This is a genomic window from Paenibacillus sp. FSL R7-0179, assembly GCF_038002265.1.
In the GTDB taxonomy this organism is placed as follows: domain Bacteria; phylum Bacillota; class Bacilli; order Paenibacillales; family Paenibacillaceae; genus Paenibacillus_AQ.
The window spans coordinates 3,399,494-3,418,137 of sequence record NZ_JBBOCC010000001.1 but is presented as its reverse complement, the minus strand read 5'-3'; the positions used below and the strand labels follow the sequence as shown (position 1 = coordinate 3,418,137).

Below are 18,644 nucleotides of genomic sequence, written 5' to 3'. Positions count from 1 at the left end.
TCATGGCTACGGGGCATTTTTTTTATCGCTGCAGCTCCTGATCCTTTTGCTTCAGCAGGTCGGCGTATTCTTCCTTGTACTGTTCCAGCTTCTGCTTGAGCTCGGCGTTGCCGGGACTCGTCTTCAGCAGGCTGCTGGTGGTCAGGATGTTAGTAACCACAGCATCGATCTTGTCGTCAATCATATCAATTTTGCTCTTGGCCGCAGTCATAGCAGGATCAGGGGTGCTTACCGGCACCGGACCCACCAATGAGCTTCTTTCGTCAGACAAAGGGGGTGCCGCCTGCCCTTTATCGTCCAGGCTGATCGTTTTACCCTTCACCGTCACTTGGAATCCGGCCAGTTCGCCGATGGCGCGCACGGGTGCATAGCTCTTGCCGTCAATAACAATAGCCGGATCGGCCAGCTTCTTCCCATACACATTTACCGTATACTCCGCCTGAATGGCCTTTCCTACCAGTGTTGCAGAAGCGCCCAGCGCCTGTGCACCCACCATCAGTATCGCTCCGGCAATGACTCCGGCAGCAATCTTTTTCATAAGAAATTCACTCCCTGTATAAGACTATGACTATTATTCTATCATTTTATTGCAGCGGGTGCTTCTCTCAGGCAGAAAGAGGGTTCAGTTATTTTTTCCAAATGAGCAGCTTAAGGATTGACAATACCCCTATTCCTCTCTATCATAATTAAATGATAATGATTATCATCTTCATTATAATACATACCTTCTAAAGGAGCATTGCACATGCCAAGCCTCAAAAAAATAGTACTCCCGTTAACCCTGCTTCTCTTCACCCTGATCCTGGCCTCCTGCGGTCAACCGGATAACTCGTCTACGCCAACTCCTTCAGCCGCCGCCACAAGTCAGGCAACTGTAGCGCCCGAAGCCAGTCCGGCGGCTGTCAAGGAAGCTGCTGCAACACGGAAATATACAGATTACAAGAAACGCGAGGTTGAGATTCCCGCAACCCCTAAGAAGATTGTCTATGTTGGCAGCAATCCGGGTGACCTACTGGCGCTGGGGATCAAGCCTGCGGGAGCTTCGTTAAGCGTCATCGGCACACAAGTGGCTTACCCCGATCTGCTCGAAGGGATCGAGGACATCGGATACCCGTTCTCCGCCGAGAAGATTCTGGCCGTGTCCCCGGACCTGATTATCTTCGACGACTGGGACGAGACCGGAATCGAAGCATTAAGCAAAATCGCACCGACCGTGGTCGTGGGGCTGGACGGTACCTTCCCGACAGAGGAGCGTGTCCGGCAAATCGCTGACTTGCTCGGCCGCACAGCTGCTGCGGATCAGTGGTTCAAGGACTATCAGGCGAAGGTAGACGCTGTGAAGAAGCAGCTTAACCTGAAGGAAGGTGAGACAGCCACCTCCCTGCTTGTCCTGGGCCAGGATCTGTACATCATGGGCAATAAAGGCTTGAACGAAACGCTGTTTGGACGCCTCGGCTTCAAGCCTGCGGAAGGCGTGCAAAAGGTGATTACTGCCGATGAACGGTTCGTAACCATATCCGACGAGGTCTTGCCGCAGTACGTCGGCACCCACCTGTTCCTCCTGACCGACACCGGCAGCAAAACAGTTGCGAGACAGAACGCACTTATGGACAGCGGCTTATGGAAAGCGATCCCTGCCGTCAAGGAAGGCCGTGTATACACGCTCGACAGCAAATATAACTTCGACGATCCGATTACGCTCGATAGGTTGCTGGATGAGATTGCGGGCATTTTCAAAGGTAAACAGTAATTAGAAAAATTGCGTTGACCTAACGTGCCTTACGGCAGCACATTGTAATCGGTTTTCCGATTACATTCCACCCACGCACCAGCACAATACTCTAAAAAGACTTAGGCTGCCCGGAATAATCCCGGCAGCCTAAGTCTTTGTCTAGCCTAAAATCTCTACTCCCGCTCGCCCCCCGCCTTCACCGATACCGCACCCTTCGCAGCAATAGTAAGGGTCAGCAGCTCTTCCCCATCCAGCCGCACAGACACGGTCTCTTCGGCCCCGCTGTCGTTGAATAGCACGGCGGCCAGTGAGCCGTCGCGGTTGCGGAAGGCTACGGAGCGCACCCGTTCATGGCTCGCGGCAGAATCCAGACGCAATGCCCCCGGACGAATTACTTTGCTGAAATGTGCCAGTGCATAATAGTCCAGGGTATAGTTCAGCTCACGGGTCTGCTGGTTAACCGTCACTACGCCGCGGCAGGTACTCTCCCCGAAGCCGGGCACCGTAGGGCCGTTCTGCTCATCCAAGGCCATATTCCATAGCACGAATGACTTGCTGTGATTCCGCAGAATCTCAATCCCCGTACGCATCACATTGGAGAAAGCCTGTTCGAACGGGGGAATCCATTCCCCGCCGGAGCCTTCGGTGAAATGGACCTCGTGATCCGGGTAAGCTGCCTGCACCTCCGACTGCGCAGACGCAGCACCGCCATACCAGTGCCAGGCTACGCCGTCCACGTCTGCTGCGGCTTCCTCCAGCACAGAGAGCGGATAATCCGGCCGGTCCCAGTTATGGTCGTAGCAGAAGATTTTGGCGGCCAGCCCGTGCTGCCGGAAGGCAGGCTTCAAATAGTTACGGATGAACTCCCGCTGCTCCTCCGGCAGCATCAGCATACTGGGATAATGCTGCGGCTCATAGAGCGGCTCGTTCTGCACGGTGACAGCATAGATCGGTAAGCCATGAGCAGCATAGGCCTGAATATAGCGGACAAAATAATCCGCATAGACTCCGTAATGCTCCGGCTTCAGCCGCCCGGCGATCATCGAGCCGCTGGTCTTCATCCAGCCCGGCGCACTCCAGGGGGAGGCCATCAGCTTCAGCTCAGGATTCAGCCTGAGTGCCTCCTGCACCAGAGGAATGATGTCCGCCTCATCGTGGGCGATGGAGAAACCGGCTAACTCCGGGTCGCCCCTGCCTTCAGGCATATCGTTATAGCTATAGACCGTTCTGGCATAATCCGAGGCCCCCATAGGATTACGCAGGAAGGACAGGCCGATGCCCTTCTGCGGATCGAACAGCTTCTGCATAACCTCGGTCCGCTGCCCGGTGTCAAGCACCTGATGGATCAGGTAAGCGGACGAATCAGTGAAGGAAGCCCCGAAGCCATCCATCTCCTGGTAGGTCTTACTTGCATCAATATCTACAGTGACCGTAACGCTTCCGGCAGGAGCCTGCGGCAGCGCCGCAGCAGGCTGCTTCACGAACAGACGGTTCTCTCCATTAGACTGGTATATGATAATTTCACGCATGTTCTTTCCCTCCATCCTGTTACTTAAGCGGGCCCTCCCTTGCGCCTTGCCTACTTAATGCCCAGCTTTTCCTTATTGGCCTTCATCTTCTCACTGCGGACCTCTACAATCTTGCTCCAGTTATTCTTATCCAGGAAGGCCTTATGCTCCGCCAGAACGCTGTCAAAGGTTGCTTCGTCCTTGGCACGGATCATGCTGACCAGCGTGGTGTTCCAGTTCGTATTAATGGCCGTCTGCCCGCGGGCCTCCGGCGTTCCCTGATCCGGGTTAATGTTCTCCAGGATGAAATGCGGCTTCAGCTTGCCCTTGCCCCATTCCTGCATCTGCTTGATCGACTCGGGGAAGGCATCCTTGCTCAGCGCTTTGTGGCGGTCATGTCCGAAGAACATGAATTCGCCCATCCGGTAGTCCTTCTTGAACTTATCCGCATTATTAAGCTGCAGGTCCTTCACTTCCGGCAGCAGCTCAACCGTACCGTCCGGATTGGATTTATAAGTTACGCCTTCAATCCCGTAGTTCATCAGCCTCTGCCCTTCTTCGCTCAGCAGATAAGTGAAGATTTGAATCGCTTTGGCCGGGTCCTTGCAATTCTTGGTAATGTAATTGATCATCCAGCCGGTAATCCCGGATTGATTGAGGGTCGGCTGATGTCCTACGGTGCTCCGCGGCCCGTCAACAGCCATATACTCCTTACCTGGATTGGCACTCATGAAGATCTGCAGATTGCCGCCCTGCTGAGGTGTACCATCAAGCAGCATCGTGGCATATTTGCCGGATTTCACCTTTTCCTCAAAGCCGGTTCCGTCATCCGCGAAGCTGTCATCACTGATCGCCCCGTCTCTATACACGGCATTCAGCGTCCGCAGCCAGGTCAGATAATCCTCATCCAGATTGCGGTTGTAGAACTTGCCGTCCTCTGTCTCCAGCGGAACGCCCAGAAAGTCCTGCAGCGCATCGCCGAGCGAGCCGGTCCCTTCTCCAATTGCGTTGAACCCGAAGGGAATCATGTCCGGGAACTTGGCCTTAATCTCACTCATTGACTTCCTGAAGGCCTCCGGGGTCCCGAAGTCAGGACTGCCAAGCGCTTCATACACATCCTTGCGTATAACAAAAGCCGTCTTCGCCGGAATATTGCCGCTGTCATAATCCGCCTGGGTATTGGAATAGTTCGGATAACCGTAGGTTTTGCCGTCCTTCAGCTGGAACCAGTTGAGCGTGTCGGCAGCGGCCACCTTGTTGAAATACGGATCATACTTCTCCGCCAGCTCATTGAGCGGAAGCGCCCAGGTGGCGGCTTTTTGCACAACCGGGGAATTGGAGTCGAAGATCGTCAGCAGATCCGGCATATCGCCGCCCGCGAAGAACGTATTCAGCTTCGTATCGTCCCCGGTAATGAACTTGATGTTGATGTTCAGATCCTCTTTGATCTTCTTGGTGACTACATCCTTGCCGAAGTCCGTATTCCACCAGTCCGCGTTCACATACCAGGTAAGATCCGTAGTCTCCTCTTTCTTATCCAGCTGCCAGGCCGGAGTCTCCGGGTCTACCGTATACCGGCCTTCAAGCGATACCTCTACTTCCTTAGTAGAACCGCCGCCCGAGCTGCAGCCTGCCGCTACCAGCATAGCCGCCATAAGGAGCAATGCGGGCTTCAGTGTCTTTTTGCCGAGAACCTTAGTCTTCTTGATCATCTTCTTGACCTCCTGTAATGTAGTGAATCTCTTCTACTCCTTGACCGCTCCCAGCATCATGCCGGAGATGAAGTACCGCTGAAGAATAGGATACATCGCAACAATCGGCAGTGTGGTAATGACAATGGTCGCCAGCTGAACTCCTTTGGTGGTGGTCTCAATGACGACGGAGCCTCCGATATTCTGCATGGACTGGGTCTGCGACTGCACAATAATCTCATACAGCTTCATCTGCAGCGGGTAGAGCGCCTGATCGGTGATATACAGCTTCGTGGTCATGAAGTCGTTCCATTGTCCCACCCCGTTGAACAGGGCGATGGTGGCCATTGCGGGCATGGACAGCGGAATGAAAATTTTGAGGAAAATATGCCAATCGCCTGCGCCGTCAATCTTCGCCGACTCCTCCAGCGAATCCGGCACGTTCCGGAAAAAGTTCATTAGAATCACCACATCGTAATAGCTGAATAACGCGGGGATAATATAGACCCAGAAGCTGTTCAGCAGTCCGAGCGATTTGATCAGCAGATACGTCGGAATCATTCCGCCGGAGAAAAACATCGTGATCACGCCCATCGCCACATACAGCTTGCGGCCGCGGATGTATCTTTTGCTGAGACCGTAGCCGATCATTGCGCAAAAGAACACGTGGGTGATCACCCCGATGAACGTCTTGGCGACCGAGACCACGAAGGATTGGCCGATCGTGCTGTCATTGAAGACCGCCCGGTAATTCTCGAGCGAGAATTCTTTGGACCAGAAGATGAAACCGCCCTCGGCAAGCGCCCTGCCCGAACTAAGGGAAGAGATAATTACATTCCATAAGGGAACGAGGATAATAACCATGAAGCAGACCAACAGCACCTTATTCACCGCATCAAAGATCCGGCTGTCGAGATCTTCCCGTATGACCTTCTGATTCACGCAAGCGCCCCCTCTACAACACGGATTGATTATTGTTCAATTTACTGGTGACCTTGTTGGCCATAAGCAGCAGGATCACCGACACAATGGAGACACCGAGACCGACGGCCGTAGCATAAGAGAAATCGCCCTGCGTCATCCCCATCCGGTAGACATAGGAGTTGATGACCTCTGCTTTCTCCCGGTTCTGCGAGTTCATCAAGACCAGCGTCTGATCCAGATTCGAGCCGAGTAAGCCGCTTACCGTCAGGATCAGATTCAGGCTGATAATCGCCTTCATATTCGGGAGGGTGATGTTCCAGATTTGACGCAGCCTGCCGGCTCCATCAATCCGTGCCGCTTCGTAATAGGTGGGGTCGATCTTCGCCATGATGGCCAGATACAGAATCGTGCCCCATCCCGCTTCCTTCCAGATATCCGACAGCGTCGCAATCCACCAGTACTTGCCTGCATCCAGCAGGATGTTGGACGGCTTCGAGATCAGCCCGAGATTCAGCAGCAGCTCATTGAACAAGCCGGAAGTAGAGAACCAGGTGATCAGCATCCCGCCCAGGACGATCCACGAGAGGAAATGCGGCAGATAGGAGATGGTCTGGACGAATTTTTTGAAGCGGCCCATGTTCAGCTCATAGATCATAATGGCGAGAATAATCGGAATGATGAACCCGACCCCAAGCTTCAGGAAGCTGATGCCCAGCGTATTGATAACCGCATCCCAGAAGTATTCGTCCGACAAAATAATCCTGAAGTTGTCCAGTCCCACCCAGGGTGCAGTGGATAAGGTATCAATGACCGTGTAATTCTTGAAGGCAATGCTCAGCCCGTAGATCGGTATGTAGCAGAAAATAATCATAAAAATAATGCCCGGCAGCACCATCGACTGAATCTCCCACTGCCGCTTGTAATCGGTTACAAATTCTTTGATCCGCTGCCCCATGGGCTTCTTGGCGGACGGCGGAATTGCTGGCGGGATGGAAGCTGATGCTGCAGACGCTGATGTTTTATTCATGATCTTGTCCCCCTCTCCATTGAGATATCCGGATGGCACACACATGGGTGCCCAAGCCAATAAAAACGTTTTTATTTTGGCGCAAAAAATCACCCTCCTGTAAAATCAGTTTCACCGGCTGCCCTCTACCTGCGGTCCTTCCGCTCCAGCTTCACCTGACTTGAGCCTCTTACGACAAGCTCACCCTGCAGCTTCTGTGCCGCACCCTGCTCCTTCTCTTGAATCATGCTGACCAGATGATCAATCGCCAGCATGCCCTGTCTAGCAATCTGATTCCTTACCGTTGTGAGCGGCGGCGAATAATAAGGAGCGATATCAATATCATCGAAGCCCATCACGCTGACATCCTGCGGTACTTCATAACCGTAGCTCTTGAGCGCTTGAATACAGCCCATTGCACTGATATCATTGCCGGCCAGGAAGGCGTCAGGGACTCGTGCGGGATGCAGACGGAGATAAGACTTCACGGCATTATAGGTGCTGTCCTCCTCAAAATACCCCTGAAGGATAAAATCCTCCTCCACCGGAAGCTGGTATTCACGCAGCGCGGCCAGATAGCCTTCCTTCCGCTGTTCGCTGTCAAACATCGTATCCACGCCGGAGATATACGCAATCCGCTTATGCCCCAGGCTGATCAGATACTTCGTAGCCTCATAGCCTGATTCATAGGAATCAAAGATAATGCTGCCCATCCCTTCATCCTCCAGCACCCGGTCCAGAAACACCGCCTTGATCTTGTCTTTCTTCATAGCGGCAATGTCCTGCTCGTCGATGCCCAGCTCCTCATAGATAATGACACCATCTACCCGACGGCCGAGGATATTGCTCATAATGACATGTTTGTCCTTGGTGACGAATACATTCAGGCCATAGCCCAGGCGGTCGCACTGACGGGACATGGATTCTACCAGCTTGTAGAAGTATGGACCGGATACACTTGTTGTGAAGAACCCAAGCATCTTCGTGGTTCCTGATTTAAGCAGCTTGCCGTTCAGATTCGGCACGTAATTCAGGCGCTGGGCCACCTTCAGAATATGGGCTTTGGTCTCCGGGCTCAGCACATCCACATCATTCAGGGCGTTGGAGACCGTTGAGATGGAGACCCCGGCTTCCCGTGCGACATCCTTGATCGTTATCTTAGCCATATCAATGTTCCTTTTTGATAAAAACGTTTTTATTGACTATAAAGTAACATGAAACCGCTTTAAATACAACGCTTTTTCTCATGAGCTTGTCCTGCCACCTTTATATGCTCCATATTGGCCCGCTGGATGCAAGGTCTAAGATTTGTCTAGCATACAATAACTAAAACTAACAAACGATTTCATTGAGAGTTGCTTCGTTATACACTAGTTCATTTATTGTAAATTTTCCCCAATTAAGACTTTCGCTGAGTGGTAACGAATAGCTACGTAAATCGTCTTTTCTGCTAACCTTAACGACCATTCCATAATTGGACGACGAACAGCCCGTCATGTCTAAAGGACAATTCACCTTCTTCGTAGAGTGTGGACGACGAAACTTTAAACGTTCCTTTTCCTGTCCCCAATACGTCATCGGAAACCCCATTGAACAGCAAGTTGTCTCTTTACTTGTGATGCCTGTAGGGGGTTCCTTTTCATTCCGTGGATTCATGGGAATAATCGCTTGAGCCTTGACACTGCGGGCCGTTTCGTAGTCTTTCATTTGGTCAAATCCTGCATCCAGCATGAAAAAAGTGATTTAAATCGCTCGACGGTTTGCTTCGTGAGTCTGGGTCCCTCATCGCCATCATTCACATGAGCAGGTGTAGCGTTAGGGCAATCGGAAGTTCACTCTTCGTATCGACGGCCAGATGCAGCTTATAGCAAAACCACTTGACTTTGTTGCCAAACGTATCGAGTTTAATTTCCCAGTTGGCATTGTCGGTGAGTTCGATATTTCGTTAAGGTTTTTTTCTCGTAAGCGTGAATGGCTGCGCTGTCGATGACTACATGAGTTCCGCTCAGAATTCCTGCTTCTTAGCACTGAGCCACATCCTCAAATAACTGCTGAGCAATGCTTTTGCAAGTAAACTCGGCAAACACCTGGCTTAATGTGCAAATCGAAGGGACCGGGATGTCCAGTTGAAGCCCACATTGGTAACGGAAGCGAAGGGCAAACTCCAGTCTGCGCGAGAGCCCGGTGAACTTATCGATGTTCCTCTAAGGGAGCTGGGAGTAATGAGCGAAGAATACCTTGATGGCAGTGTCAATTTGCTTCTTGGGGTGATGAATTCCTCAATTGTACGCATACGGTCTTAACAAATTAAGCTTATGAGCGCCAACAAAATCCGGTTTCAATACTATGATAACAACATTATCATTTGAGTTGAAAAGGTGTTATCTCTTTAGAAATAAAATAACTTATTTGGGGGATAGATTAAGATGACAATAACATCACAATCGTTCATTCTGCTGGGATCTAGATAAAACAAATCTGAGGACTCAATGATTGCTACTATTTCGTTTTACAACAGCCACTGCTACAAAAGAGGATATTTACTAAGCAATTAGATTTATAATTGACATATTATGGGTTTTTTGAGAGCATGACAAATGAATCACTTTTACCATCCCACCTAACTTCCACTTCAACGGTTACTAATGAATCAATTTTTTTGTCAAAATAACTTTTATCATATAACTTTCTCTCTTCTGTTAAATAACCTTCAATATTTACTTTAGAAGAGTTGACTTTATATGAAAAAGCAACTTTTCCGCTGTATTTATTACTTGTAGATGGATTTAAATAGAAATTCACCTCTGAATTAACAACTTCCATTCGTCCTTCCCAATTCTCTGTACTGCCAGTTAAAATAATTCCTTCTCTAGGATCAACACTTTTAAAAATATATACAATTAATAAAATAGAAACGATAACAGTAGTTAACAAAATCAGTTTTTTCTTCATGCATTCTCCCTTCAAAGTTCATTCTATATAAATAATGCAAATACTTGACCTAAGGCCATGTATTTGCATTATATACTAAAATATTTATTAATTGAATAGATTATTAAGTGTAAAATGCCACGTAGAAGTACCTCTTGTTAATGTTAAATCAACGAAAAGGCCGACAGAAGGATAATAGAAAGAAGAAGCTAAAACTGGAGTCCAACCAAAATTTTGAACAATTGTTTTAGTTTCACCAGAAATAACTGGCGAATAATTAGCTTCATATACTTGATTGGAACTAGAAGGTCCTCCAGTAATCTTTGAACCATTATTACCATAACGATATAACGCAGTTGGCATTACAATTGTCCCATCACTTCTTTCAAATCTCCAAGATACCTTTGTCAAAAGTACAGAGGGTAAAGTCTGTCCAGCATAAGAAACATTTTCAGTTGTGTAGTAAATGGTAGCAAAACCTTGAACCCCGTCATGCAAATCCCAGCCAGATATTGATTTTGAATTTGGATTACCCGCCATAGGAGTAACAGCAATAGAGGTCATAGCATAGTCAGTGTACGTAATATCGGTGGTTTTACTTTTGTATTCTTTTAACTTTTGAACAGTATCGTAAACATTTAGATCATCAGAAAGATTAGTCTCTGCATTAGTTATCTTCCCTTTAATTTCATTGACAGCACTTCTAGCCACAGAATCTGTTGCCTTGTCAGTAATTCCGTTCTTAGCTCGTTCTAACAAAAGAGTAGAATCAGTTATCTCTTCTTTTTGATAAATAATTTCATATTCATCATTTGAAGTTGTGGAAAATTTCTCATTGGAATTAGCATATGCAGGGATGGATGATAATAGTAAAAAAGCTGATATAAGAATTCCCAGTCTTTTTTTCATAATATACCTCCAAATATTTATTTATCTGAAAGCTGGCCAGATAACAAAATAGAATAGATGCCCTCTCTTCGTGGAATATAATACCACTATAATTACAAAAAATCAATTTATGTATTTTATTTCATATTCAAATCTATCAGTGCTTCATAGTTGATACATAGGTATAAGCAGCCACCATTTGTAATTCCTTAATACAAACCTACGGTACGTTTTATTTTAGTTCTTACTAAAAAATTATCCTGATAACTTACGCACCATAACCTTCCATAATTTATCATTTGTAAATTGTATTTTTACTAACAATCAAATGTGCTAATGGAAAGTTTAAGAGAATATCCCTAATCATAAGTTATTGTAATTATTATCTCTTCGAAATCCTATCTCGGAGTCGAAATGGGTAAAAAGCTTAACATATTTGTTTGCGGTACTAAACAAAGGAAGACACTATACCATATTGTAGAATTAAAAATACCATTTTCCACTTTGAGGGAATAATGATAAATATTATTAATTTAATGAACGTCACATTTTTCATTATGGATCTCCTCTTGGATAAACTGCTAATTACCAATTTAAATTTTCATCTTCATAAAGAAGTACCGAACTTATATCCCCCCACGGCTGTATTCGGAATTTTAAAAAGCAGGATATTGAAATCCGGCCGTGCTGCAGCATCTTGTATTTTTCGGGAGAAATCCAGGTGACCTGCTGGCGATAGACATCAAACCGATAGGGCCCACCTTAAGCTTCATAAGCACATAAGTGGCTTACCCCGATCGATCTGATCTAAGGGCTTGAAGATATAGGCTCCCCCTTCTCCCCTTAGAAGATCTTCGCCTTGTCACCGGACCTGATTACCTTCGACGACTGGGACGAGACCGGTATTGAATCGCTGAGCCGGATTGCTCCGACCGTGGTGGTGAGGCTGACCGGCACCTTCCCGACTTAAGAATGGGTCCGCCAGATCGCAGAATTATTCAGCATCACCGAATGGACAGACACATGGTTCAATAATTATAAAACAAAGGTTGTCTCCGTGAAGAAGCAGCTCAACTTAACCGAAGGCGATACAGCTACCTCCCTGCTGGTGCTTGGCTCCGAGTTGTACATTATGGGCGGCATAGACCTGAACGTAACACTGTACGGACAACTTGGCTCAAGCCGGCAGAAGGGTACAGAAACAGGTCGATGCCGGCGAACGGTTCGTAACCATTTCTTACGAGTGCTACCACAGTATATTGGAAAGCATATCTTCCTCCTTACCGACACCAGCAGCAAGTCGGCTTATGGCAAGAGATTCCTGCTGCTAAGGAAGGCCGTCTGTACACCTTCGATAGCAAGTAATATAACTTCTACGACCCGATTACCCTCGATCGGATGCTGGATGAAATCACCATTTTTATAATAGTTTTGGCTCTAAGTTGTTCCGTTTCATCTCCTGATCCTTCCTTCAGACGTGGTGCTGTGGCTCAGGAGATGAATGGATTACTAGATTACTTAACCGATTCGGCCGCTTGCGTGGCGTCCGGTGGCATATCGTATTATTGGGTCAAGCCCAAACGCCGGTATCTCATGACCCTGCGGTACATAGATTTATCCTTCAGCTGATTAAAAATGTATGGATCAGGATTCATATTCACTTCAATAATCCACGGCTTCCGCGCGCGGTCCAGACCGACGTCTACACCGAACTGCCGGTGGTGCGGATAAGTCTTTTTTAGCTGCTGCGCTATGCGGGTGCCCAGCCGGTTCATTTCCCCCTTAAGCTGCACAAGCTGCTGCGCAGACAGATGGGTGGAGAGCAAATGCTCCACTGCGGTTGGTTTGCCGCCGCTGTGGTAATTGGTCACAATTTTGCGCGGGTGCCCGAGCCGCCCGATAATTCCGGTAGCTTCCCATACGCCCTTGGGACTGAGCTGCACCATCACCCGGATATCGAAGCGGCGCCCGTGATGCTTCAGCAGGTGGATGCCTTTTTGCAGCAGGTAGCTCCTCTTGCCGATTCTTGCCGCCAGACTGTGATGAAAAGCCTCAAACGTAGCGAACCGGCGCACAGTCTCCTCATACTGATACATATATCCCTGCCGGTCCCTCCGCTCCGCGCGGATCACGCCCATGCCATACGTTCCCCGTTCCGGCTTGATATAGATCATTCCATAACCGTGCATCATCTGCTCCAGATTACGCCTGTTAAATCTCCGGGTATCGGGGATGAACGCCTTGATTGTCTCGTTCTTAAGCAGCAGTTGTGTCTTATACCATTTGCTTTGGCCTGACTGAACCTTTTTAGCTGTCACTTATGCACTCTCCTGTCCGGGCTGGGAGTCAACATTGTATTTTTACATAAAAATACATATTCACTGCATCCTATGCCGGTGGAGGTGCCATGGAATATATCATTTGCCCCGTATGAAAAGATTAACTTGATGCAGGATGTTTGCCCTCTCCACCACAGCTCAGCAGGCATACCCTAGTGAAGACTTCAAATGTCAATATATGTATGGAGATGAATCCATGTCCGTTCCTGCCGTAAGTGTGACCTCAAGCGCTCCGCCGATCGACGTCCTGATTCCTGCTATCGAAAAGGACCTCGCCACCCTCTCCTTTGTGATTGATAGTCTTCGCCGTTATGTCCAGCACCCTATCAGTAATATCTACATTGTCTCGCCGGAGAATAGTAGAATCAGACAGCTGTGCTCCCGGAAGGCTTGCGTCTTCGTCAATGAAACCACCGTCCTCCCATTCACCAAAAAAGCAATCCGCTATTCCTCCTCCCGCTGGAACCGGTCAGGCTGGCTGTATCAGCAGCTGCTCAAAATGAATGGGGATCAGGTGTGCCGCGAGAAGTATTTCCTGGTCATTGATGCAGATACGGTGCTCATCCGTCCCCATCGCTTCCGTTCCGGCGGGAAAAGCATCTTCTATTGCCGCAGCTGGAGCCAGCCCGAGTATTTCCGCACCTACCGCAAGCTGCTCGGTGTACCTGCGCCTTCGCCCAAGTCGTTCGTCACCCACTATATGCTGTTCGAGTCCGCGAAGCTGGCCAATCTCAAAAGAAAAATAGCAGCCCGCCACGGCATGTCCTGGCATGCGGCTATTCTGCACTCCATCAACAAGAAGCGGCAGTTCGGCTTCTCTGAATTCGAGACCTATGCCAACTACGTGTACAGCACAAACCGCGCCTCTGTGCTGCTCAAAAATGCCAATAATAAAGCGCTGAAGACCCCGGCGGGCTCATTGGGACAAGAGCAGTTAAGCAAGTATGCCCATACTTACCGTTCGCTCTCCTTCCATCAGCGCAAGGGATACTCCATTCCGGGCAAGCCCTAAGGAGGCAAGAAATGTGATGCATACTATTCTTCTGTGCGGCGGCTCCGGCCAGCGGCTGTGGCCTCTGTCCGGCAGCATCCGCTCCAAGATGTTCCTGCCGCTGCTGCCTGCACCGGACGGCGGCACCGAATCCATGATCGGGCGGGTATGCCGTCAGCTTGGTCAGGCCGGACTGGATCAGTCCCTGTTGCTCGTGGCCCATCAGCAGCAGGTAGCCCTCACGCAGCGGTATACCGGGAGCAATCATCCGGTAATCGGAGAGCCGTGCAAGCGCGGGACCTTTACTGCTGCCGCGTTTGGCGCGCTGCACTTGCTTGCCGCCGGAAAGGCACAGCCGGAGGACATCATCTGTATCGCACCGGGCGACATGTACGCGGATGATGATTTCTTCCGCCAGTTCCATCAATTCGAGGCTATTCTGGCCGATTCTGAGGCCGAACTCCTCCTGCTTGGAACGAAGCCTTCATCTCCCTCAGAGCAATACGGCTATATCGTTCCGGCACAGGAGGACGCTGGCGGGTATGCTCCGGTGTTATCTTTTGCAGAGAAGCCGGATACGGCAACAGCCCTGGAGCTGATGCGGGAGCAGGCCTTATGGAATTGCGGGGTATTCGCTGCGCGGCTGAGCTTCCTGCTGGAGCATCTGGAGCGGCTGGGGCTGCCCGCCGAACCCGCGGCGTTGACCGCCCGCTACCCGGATCTCCCGGTCCGCAGCTTCGACAAGGAAGTGGCAGAGCACTGCACCAATGCTGTCGTCGTCAGTCATGTTGGGGAATGGTCCGACCTGGGAAGCTGGGATACGCTGGCGGACCGGCTGCCCTCACAGGTCATTGGAGCAGGCGGATTATGGGGGGAATGCGGGAACAGTCAGCTCATTAACGAGCTGGAGGTGCCGCTGCATGTCATTGGGGTCTCCGGTATAGTTGCCATAGCCGGTCCCGAAGGCATCCTGATCGCCTCCAGGAAGGAAGCGAATCTGATCAAGGAGATTCTGGCGGAGAATCCGGAAATGGAGACAGGATCTAAAAAGGGATATCTCAAACACCGGATGAAGGCTGTTCGGGATATCCCTGATCGCTAGACAGACGGCAGGAACCGGAACCACTTGAAGTCAAACAGGCTGCCCGGCAGGAACAGGAAGGTGACGGTCTGGCTGCCGCTTACCGGCGGCTCCAGCGTGAATTCACGCTCCATATAGCTGGCGCTGCCGGCAAATTCAATCAGCTGCTTCGATTCACCGGCAGGACCGCTGAGCAGAATTTGCATTGTATTGTTCGCAAGCGCTGAGCGTCCGCAGATGACGATCCGTGAGCATTCCGCTGCGCCGAAGTCCATTCCTTCAAATATAAGCGACACATTGTTGCCGATGCCCTCGACAGCCTCTTCCGTTATGGTGAAGGTATCGCCGTAGACCGCAGTGTTGGCCAGTGCTTCCAGACGCTCGAACGCCTTGGTCTTACTGACAAACGTGAAGCCCTTCAAATGAATCTTCTTGCGCAGGAGGAAGGTTAATGAAGTGATGCCCGTTAAGCGTTTGGGCAGTCTATAGCTTGCTTCCTGATATACGTTCCAGCGGGACGGCTTCTGGTAAGTCACGGTTGTGAGCCGCACGGCACCGGGCTGTCCGGGTACGCCTTCCCATATCTCTATCGGAAATTCCTGATCATCCAGCGAGAAGATTGGCAGAATAATCTCATCGGCCCCATATCCGCCGAAGTCGATCCGTTCGAAGCAGATCAGGCTCTCCCCTTCGCGGGCGGTGGCAACCCCCCGTTCATTGCCGTTGGTCAGATTCCGGCTGTGGCTGCTGTTATACCCGGAAGATACGAATTCATAGGGATTCAGATATGCCTGCCCCAGGCCGATGAGCTGGAATTCCATTTGTGAATAGAGTCGTATGCCCTCTGCGCCATTGGCGGTTCCACAGCGGATGTAGACATTACCATCACCCAGAGCAGTAATCACCGCTTCATGCCCATTGGTCTCAAGAGCCGCAATATTGGTATCAATTCCGGCAGCATTAGTAATTCGCCACTCCACCTCCTGCCAGGTGGCCCCCTGAGGATGAAGCTTAACACGGACAGGAAGCGACGGGCGATCAGGCGTCAGAATATTACCCCCGGGGCAGATGATCTCCAGCTTGCGGACCGGGATCTCCCCTGCCCTGCCGCTCTCCAAATGACTGGAGGACGCATTCGCCTCCAGCGGATAATGCGCATACTGATACAGCTCATCTTCAGTTGTCGTTCCCGCTGCCGGAAGCACCGATTGCAGCGTAAGCTCAGCCGGAGCCAGATCTGCCGATACCGCACGCAGCGTAATTGTTCCGGCCTCCAGGGTGCCGGCAATTACTGCCAGCAGCTTACCGCTGAACAGGCGGCGGCTTACACCCTTGTAAGAGTCATAGTCGGTGCTGTCCCCGTTATCCAGACCGATCAATCGTCCGGGACCCTCCATACTGAGGTGAACGCGGTTATTGGCATTCGCTACCGGCCGTCCCTCCTGATCCAGAGTGCTGATCGTTACGAAGATAAGGTCCGTACCGTCTGCTGTAATTAACTGCTTGTCGTGAGCAAGGACAAGCGAAGCCGCATCTCCGAACGAGGAGATTTGCTCTACAGCAACGACCTCCCCCTTCTCATCATAAGCCACCGCCCGCAGGACACCATCCGCATAAGGCAACTGCCATTCGCCAAGCAGCTTGTGTCCATGAGCATGGTCGATATCCACGCTGCCCTGCGAGACTTCATTCAAGAACAGCTCGATGCGCGGAGCATTCGAACAGACACGCACATCTATCAGCTGGTCCTGCGAGAAATCCCAGTACGGGAAGATATGAATCATCGGATGCGCACGGTAATCTGTCCATTCCGCCTGATAGATATAATAAGAATCCTTAGGGAAGCCGGCGGTATCCAGCTGTCCGAAATATGAGTTCTTGGTGTGATAAGGAGTAGGCTCCCCGATATAATCAAAGCCCGTCCACAGAAACTGTCCCAGCGAGAAGGATGCATCCCGGTCTGCGGTGATACAGGCCTCCGTGCTTTTGGCGCCCCAGCTGGTAGAACTGTTCCCTAACGATGAGCACTGCTGGTCATCATCGGCAAGCACAGATTGAGCCAGCGGGAAATGATAGACTCCCCGGCTCTGCACTGTCGAGCAGGTCTCACTGCCGTAGATGATCCAGTCCGGATACTCCTTGTGATGCTGCTCATAATATTTCTCCGCATAGTTGTAGCCTGCCACCTTGACGATATCCGCGCATTTCTGCGCATTCTCCCAAGGCATATAGTTCGAGCCGATAGTAACGAAGGCATTGCCCCGCGGATCATGAACCAGCACTTCCTCCTGCAGATCCCGGGTGAGCTCCTGGCCGCGGCTGTCTGCATGGGTATCGTAGATCTCATTGCCGATACTCCACATCAGCAGGCTTGGATGGTTGCGGTCCCGCCGCACCCAGCTGGCGATATCTCGCTTCCACCACTCCGGATAGAATCGTGCATAATCATACGGCGTCTTACTTCGCTCCCACATGTCGAAGGCTTCCGAGACAATCAGCAGGCCCATTTCATCGGCCAGCTCCATAAGTTCCACAGCTGGCATATTATGCGCGGTACGGATTGCATTCACGCCCATCTCCTGCAGCAGGACGAACTGGCGGCGCAGCGCCGCCTTGTTCACAGCAGCCCCCAAAGCGCCCAAGTCATGATGCTGGCAGACTCCGTTTATTTTGACATGACGCCCGTTGAGGAAGAAGCCCTTGTCACTGTCCAGCTCCAGGGTCCGGAAGCCGAACCTCTCCTGCTCCACTTCAATGACTTCATCATCAGCCAGCAGTTCAGTTTGCAGACTGTAGAGATAGGGACTGGAAATGTCCCATAGCAAGGGCTGGTCAACAGTCAGGCGGCTGTGGGTATGTACGGTTAATTCACCCTGCACCGTCACCTCAGTAACTTGCCCGGCAACTAGGGTTCCTGCTGCATCCAGAATGCTATGCCGCAGCTTCAGCTTCGTCCCTGAGCCCGCTGCTTCAGCGGTATGCAGTTCAGCATCCACATCTACAGTCCAGGCCTGACCTTCCGTTGCCCTGGCTGCAATATACAGCCCGTCAGCGGCGATATGCGTCTTCGGTACCGTCTTTAGCCAGACAGGCCGGTAAATACCGGCGCCGGAGTACCAGCGGGAATTCGGTGATTCGTGGATCACACGCATATAGATTTCATTCTCACCTGCTGTCAGGTGCGGAGTTATATCGAATTCAAAGGTTGAGTATCCATATTTCCACTCACCCGCTACCTGTCCGTTCACATATAGTGTCGAGTTCATATACACTCCCTCGAAACGCAGGAACACAAGCTCATTCACCGGCACTTCATCGAACCGGAGGCGGGTGCGGTACCAGCCTTCTCCATTCTCGTAGAGGTTACGGGTATCATAGATCAGCCAATCATGCGGCAGAGTAACAGCTATCCAGTCCGCACCTGCGGCCACCTTGGCAAGCTCCGAACGAAGCGGCTGCTTGCTGAATTGCCAACCTTTGCTGAGTTTCCTTTTTAGACTCATGGCTATACTTCCTCCTTATCCTCACCATAGCTAAGCTTCCTGAATGACTT

Annotated in this window: 13 protein-coding genes and 1 pseudogene; 3 read left to right on the top strand and 11 right to left on the bottom strand. The window is 50.5% G+C overall.

Going from position 1 to position 18,644, the window contains the following annotated elements; translation table 11 throughout:
- Positions 1-22: 22 nt before the first annotated feature.
- A complete protein-coding gene (locus MKX63_RS14890) occupies positions 23-538 on the bottom strand; it encodes a hypothetical protein (protein ID WP_341017980.1) in 516 nt (171 codons plus the stop codon).
- A 207-nt stretch (positions 539-745) separates the two neighbouring features.
- Between MKX63_RS14890 and MKX63_RS14885 the strand changes: the two genes are divergently transcribed.
- Positions 746-1,750: an ABC transporter substrate-binding protein gene (locus tag MKX63_RS14885; RefSeq protein WP_341017979.1), complete on the top strand. Its 1,005-nt coding sequence runs from the start codon at positions 746-748 to the stop codon at positions 1,748-1,750.
- 155 nt (positions 1,751-1,905) lie between these two features.
- On the opposite strand, the gene MKX63_RS14880 is transcribed toward MKX63_RS14885, so the two are convergent.
- The 9 genes and pseudogenes from MKX63_RS14880 to MKX63_RS14835 all read right to left on the bottom strand — a co-directional run bounded on the left by MKX63_RS14880 (position 1,906) and on the right by MKX63_RS14835 (position 12,998).
- Positions 1,906-3,261: a glycoside hydrolase family 30 protein gene (locus tag MKX63_RS14880; RefSeq protein ID WP_341017978.1), complete on the bottom strand. Its 1,356-nt coding sequence runs from the start codon at positions 3,259-3,261 to the stop codon at positions 1,906-1,908.
- Between the two features lie 50 nt (positions 3,262-3,311).
- Entirely contained in the window at positions 3,312-4,952 is a 1,641-nt protein-coding gene (locus MKX63_RS14875) for a sugar ABC transporter substrate-binding protein (RefSeq protein ID WP_341017977.1), read from the bottom strand.
- Positions 4,953-4,985: 33 nt separating this feature from the next.
- Positions 4,986-5,873, bottom strand: coding sequence for a carbohydrate ABC transporter permease (locus tag MKX63_RS14870; protein ID WP_341017976.1), 888 nt, complete (start codon positions 5,871-5,873; stop codon positions 4,986-4,988).
- Between the two features lie 13 nt (positions 5,874-5,886).
- Entirely contained in the window at positions 5,887-6,882 is a 996-nt protein-coding gene (locus MKX63_RS14865; RefSeq protein WP_341017975.1) for an ABC transporter permease, read from the bottom strand.
- A gap of 125 nt (positions 6,883-7,007) precedes the next feature.
- On the bottom strand, positions 7,008-8,027 hold the full coding sequence (locus MKX63_RS14860) for a LacI family DNA-binding transcriptional regulator (RefSeq protein ID WP_341017973.1): 1,020 nt from the start codon (positions 8,025-8,027) through the stop codon (positions 7,008-7,010).
- Positions 8,028-8,214: 187 nt separating this feature from the next.
- Positions 8,215-9,164 (bottom strand): annotated as a pseudogene (locus MKX63_RS32570) (transposase); the annotation flags it as partial.
- Positions 9,165-9,432: 268 nt separating this feature from the next.
- Positions 9,433-9,813 (bottom strand): hypothetical protein, encoded by a 381-nt coding sequence (locus MKX63_RS14845; RefSeq protein ID WP_341017971.1) that lies wholly within the window; start codon positions 9,811-9,813, stop codon positions 9,433-9,435.
- An 87-nt stretch (positions 9,814-9,900) separates the two neighbouring features.
- Positions 9,901-10,701 (bottom strand): hypothetical protein, encoded by an 801-nt coding sequence (locus MKX63_RS14840; RefSeq protein ID WP_341017970.1) that lies wholly within the window; start codon positions 10,699-10,701, stop codon positions 9,901-9,903.
- A gap of 1,541 nt (positions 10,702-12,242) precedes the next feature.
- A complete protein-coding gene (locus tag MKX63_RS14835) occupies positions 12,243-12,998 on the bottom strand; it encodes a YheC/YheD family protein (protein WP_341017968.1) in 756 nt (251 codons plus the stop codon).
- Positions 12,999-13,215: 217 nt separating this feature from the next.
- On the opposite strand from MKX63_RS14835, the gene MKX63_RS14830 reads away from it, so the two are divergent.
- Positions 13,216-14,031, top strand: coding sequence for a DUF6492 family protein (locus MKX63_RS14830; RefSeq protein ID WP_445323521.1), 816 nt, complete (start codon positions 13,216-13,218; stop codon positions 14,029-14,031).
- A 16-nt stretch (positions 14,032-14,047) separates the two neighbouring features.
- On the top strand, positions 14,048-15,112 hold the full coding sequence (locus MKX63_RS14825) for a sugar phosphate nucleotidyltransferase (protein WP_341017966.1): 1,065 nt from the start codon (positions 14,048-14,050) through the stop codon (positions 15,110-15,112).
- Here MKX63_RS14825 and MKX63_RS14820 read toward each other — a convergent pair.
- A complete protein-coding gene (locus tag MKX63_RS14820; protein WP_341017965.1) occupies positions 15,109-18,594 on the bottom strand; it encodes a glycoside hydrolase family 2 TIM barrel-domain containing protein in 3,486 nt (1,161 codons plus the stop codon). The two genes, MKX63_RS14825 and MKX63_RS14820, sit on opposite strands and share 4 nt — an antisense overlap.
- Positions 18,595-18,644 lie beyond the last annotated feature (50 nt).